General features: G+C 41.1%; 4 protein-coding genes. All 4 read left to right on the top strand.

Annotation, left to right across the window (positions count from 1 at the left end):
* The first annotated feature begins 223 nt into the window (after positions 1 to 223).
* The 4 genes from IDZ20_RS05860 to IDZ20_RS05875 all read left to right on the top strand — a co-directional run bounded on the left by IDZ20_RS05860 (position 224) and on the right by IDZ20_RS05875 (position 2,980).
* The gene (locus IDZ20_RS05860; RefSeq protein ID WP_188150497.1) at positions 224 to 1,105 is read left to right on the top strand and encodes an FRG domain-containing protein; all 882 of its coding nucleotides are present in this window, start codon (positions 224 to 226) and stop codon (positions 1,103 to 1,105) included.
* A 153-nt stretch (positions 1,106 to 1,258) separates the two neighbouring features.
* Complete coding sequence (locus tag IDZ20_RS05865) at positions 1,259 to 1,756, top strand: T6SS effector amidase Tae4 family protein (RefSeq protein WP_188150498.1); 498 nt, start codon at positions 1,259 to 1,261, stop codon at positions 1,754 to 1,756.
* A complete protein-coding gene (locus tag IDZ20_RS05870; protein WP_188150499.1) occupies positions 1,753 to 1,959 on the top strand; it encodes a hypothetical protein in 207 nt (68 codons plus the stop codon). Before IDZ20_RS05865 ends, IDZ20_RS05870 begins: the two co-directional genes overlap by 4 nt.
* A 577-nt stretch (positions 1,960 to 2,536) precedes the next feature.
* A complete protein-coding gene (locus IDZ20_RS05875; protein WP_188150500.1) occupies positions 2,537 to 2,980 on the top strand; it encodes a hypothetical protein in 444 nt (147 codons plus the stop codon).
* Positions 2,981 to 3,001: the final 21 nt, after the last annotated feature.

Consider the following 3,001-nt stretch of genomic DNA (forward strand, 5'->3'; position numbering starts at 1 on the left):
AGTTTTAGGTTTTAAGTCTAAATTAAAGCTATTTTTAATAAATTGGTAGTAGTATTTTTCGGGTTGTTGGGTTGTTTCGTAATTCAAAAGTTGCGCATAACAAGGCGTTCAACCTGATGCCGAATGCTACGCTTCGTTTTGCGGTGGCTTCGCCACTTTCCCGCAAAACTCCACTCACACGCGTCACAGGTTAACGCGGCGTTAGATGCCCGAGGAAATGAAAGTGTTCAAATGGATTAGTGAAAAGACGTTTTCTACAGCAAGAGAATTTTCTGAGTTCGCGCTTAAGAATCTAGTAACTAGGGATTATAACTACGGATTCAGAGGGCATGCAGATGATTTATGGAAGTTAGAGCCGACTATCACACGTTATTACGACTCCATAAAAGAGCATTTCCCCAATTTTAAGGTAGAAGAAGATTATAAAAGGATAGAACATCTTTTGTTGGAAAGTTTTAGGAGCAGCGTTATAAAGAACAACGATATAAAGCGCTCTGATATTGATGATGTAGACTTATGGCAAGTTGGTCAACATTATGGCTTACCCACTCCTTTGCTTGATTGGACACACTCGCCTTGGGTTGCATTCTACTTTGCTTTAATCGATGGTGGGCTGAAGAATGGAGAAAGCTCAAACAGGTGTGTCTGGCGTATCAATATCGATCTTCTTCACATGATCAATCAAACTATTGAGTCGGAGCTTTGGCCAAAATATAAGGAAAATCTAAAGCCAGAAAGCTTATTAAAGGAGCGGATCCCTCTTCTTGAATTGGTTGATGAGGATAATGGAGTAAATAGGAGAATTGTTTTGCAGCAAGGGTTCTTTTCAAAATTGACATATTTCCGGTCAATAGAAGTTTGGATAAAAGTCACTTCTGAAAAAATGGCACATCCTAATCTCGGAATTCCTTTGATAGAAAAGTATATATTTCCTGTTACGGAGCTATCAAGACTATCGATGCTAGACAATCTCGACAAAATGAACATAAACGGTCGAACCCTATTTCCCGGAATCGATGGTTCTGCCAAAACTGTAATGGAAAAAACACTCCGTAGCTTACAAAACCCTAAATATAGAAGTTTTTGTTTTACTGCTGCGAAGTAAGCATCTAACAAACGGCTGCACGCAGACGCCCAAACCTACGCTGCTTTTGTGGGTTCGCTGCGCTACACCTTAACACAAAAGCCTCTCCGGTTTGGGCGCTGGTGAGCCAGGCGTTAGTTTTCAAGAACAATTTAACGAAATGGAGATTGAAAGATGGTGAAGTTTAAAAACCTCTGGGATAGCTATCCTGACGAGCCACCTTGTAGTAAGAAGGATTTTAGTGATCAGTGTGCAATTAAGGTAGGTAATGCTTTAGCAAAATGCGGGGTAAAAACTATTACTCTAGTAAAAAGAACAAGGCATTGCTGGCACCATGAGGTGGGCGAGGGGCATACACTTGCGGCAGAAGAGCTCGCTGCAGGCCTTGCTAAAGTTCGGATACAAGGTATTAGTTCAGCAGTAGAGATCAAGCCGGAAAACTTTAAATCTCAGTTAACGGGTAAAAAGGGGATCGTCTTTTTTAAAGACTACTGGCTTCGTTCGGCGGATAAGCCGGGTCGCCCTACGGGCGATCATATCGATCTTTGGAATGGTTCGCGCTTAACTGACTGGCGAACTTGGGTGAGAATTCAGTTTGGGTTGGTAATTCCTGGTGTTTGGTCTGACCTTGAAAAATCTAAAAAAATACTATTTTGGAAGGTTCTCGAATGAAAGCTTTTATATATTCGTTAGCGGGGGCTGTCGTATTTGGAGTGTTGTGTGTTGCTGGGGCTTGGTGTCTAGGAGCTATATTTGGCCCGCTGTATCAAGGTGAGCAAGAAGCAAATAGAAATTTCGGCTATTTTCTAATAGCTTTTTCGGTATCTATTGGTATTGGTCTCTTCCTAGGGTTTAAGTTGTCAAGAAAAAACTAACAAATTGCTCCAGTTGACGCAGTGGCCTACGTTCCTTTTTGTGCATTCGCTACGCTCATTGTTGCACAAAAATACACTACAACCACTGCGCAACTGAGCAAGGCGTTATGCGTCTTAACGGCTGGAAAAGTAGGGTTTGGAATTCATTGGGATTGTTTGCTGTAAAGGTATGAGCTGGTTTCGAAGAGTTTGCGTGCATCCTCCGTTTACTTTAGCAATCAGCACAACAGCGTCCAAACGCTACCAGTATTCTAGCGTTTACGTTTATAGCTTTTTTTTTCTTGTATTCGTAGTTGTAACTGTATTTTATACGGCTACTTGGCTCAGGTGTAAAGCTAGGTTAATCTCAATGGTTGTTGGTAATAGCTTTAGGTTTTAAGTCTAAATTAAAGCTATTTTTAATAATTGGTTGTAGTATTTTTCGGGTTTGTTGGGTTGTTTGTAATTCAAAAGTTGCGCATAACAAGGCGTTCAACCTGATGCCGAATGCTACGCTTCGTTTTGCGGTGGCTTCGCCACTTTACCGCAAAACTCCACTTCACACGCGGCACAGGTTAACGCGGCGTTACATGCCCATATGAAAAGAGTTCTAATTGCAGCGCCTTTCGTGGCGATACTATTTAAATTGATTCAGTATTTTCGGTGGTATGTTGAAACCGTATTATTGAAAGTGGATTACTACACTGATTATATTTTCTTTATAGCCAATTTAGGGGTAAAGAGTGAATTCGCAAACCGTCTATTGGTCGGTGTTCCTCACATAGTAATCGAGCTGGTGTTTCCCTCACTTTTACTTGGCGCTTTATGGTCAGTCTTAGATAAGCGAAAAAATATTGTATTGGTGTTGGGGTTATCAGTTGCTATTCTTCAATATCCGATATCATTTGGCATGATTGTACCGACCATAATGGGTATTAATATGTATATTTGGGGCGCTTTAATTATCCCGTCAGTAATGCTTATGTGCGCTGTTGTGGCTACACACCTAGTATCAAGCCTGAAGTGCGACAAAGGTTGTTAGTTTCCATATAGAATATCCGCT

The sequence above is a fragment of the Teredinibacter waterburyi genome, from assembly GCF_001922985.1.
GTDB classification, from domain to species: domain Bacteria; phylum Pseudomonadota; class Gammaproteobacteria; order Pseudomonadales; family Cellvibrionaceae; genus Teredinibacter; species Teredinibacter waterburyi.

What these genes read in the sequence shown, in the direction of transcription:
- IDZ20_RS05875 (WP_188150500.1), top strand. Translation starts at nt 2,537, where the DNA reads ATGAAAAGAGTTCTAATTGCAGCGCCTTTCGTGGCGATACTATTTAAA.
- IDZ20_RS05870 (WP_188150499.1), top strand. Translation starts at nt 1,753, where the DNA reads ATGAAAGCTTTTATATATTCGTTAGCGGGGGCTGTCGTATTTGGAGTG.
- IDZ20_RS05865 (WP_188150498.1), top strand. Translation starts at nt 1,259, where the DNA reads ATGGTGAAGTTTAAAAACCTCTGGGATAGCTATCCTGACGAGCCACCT.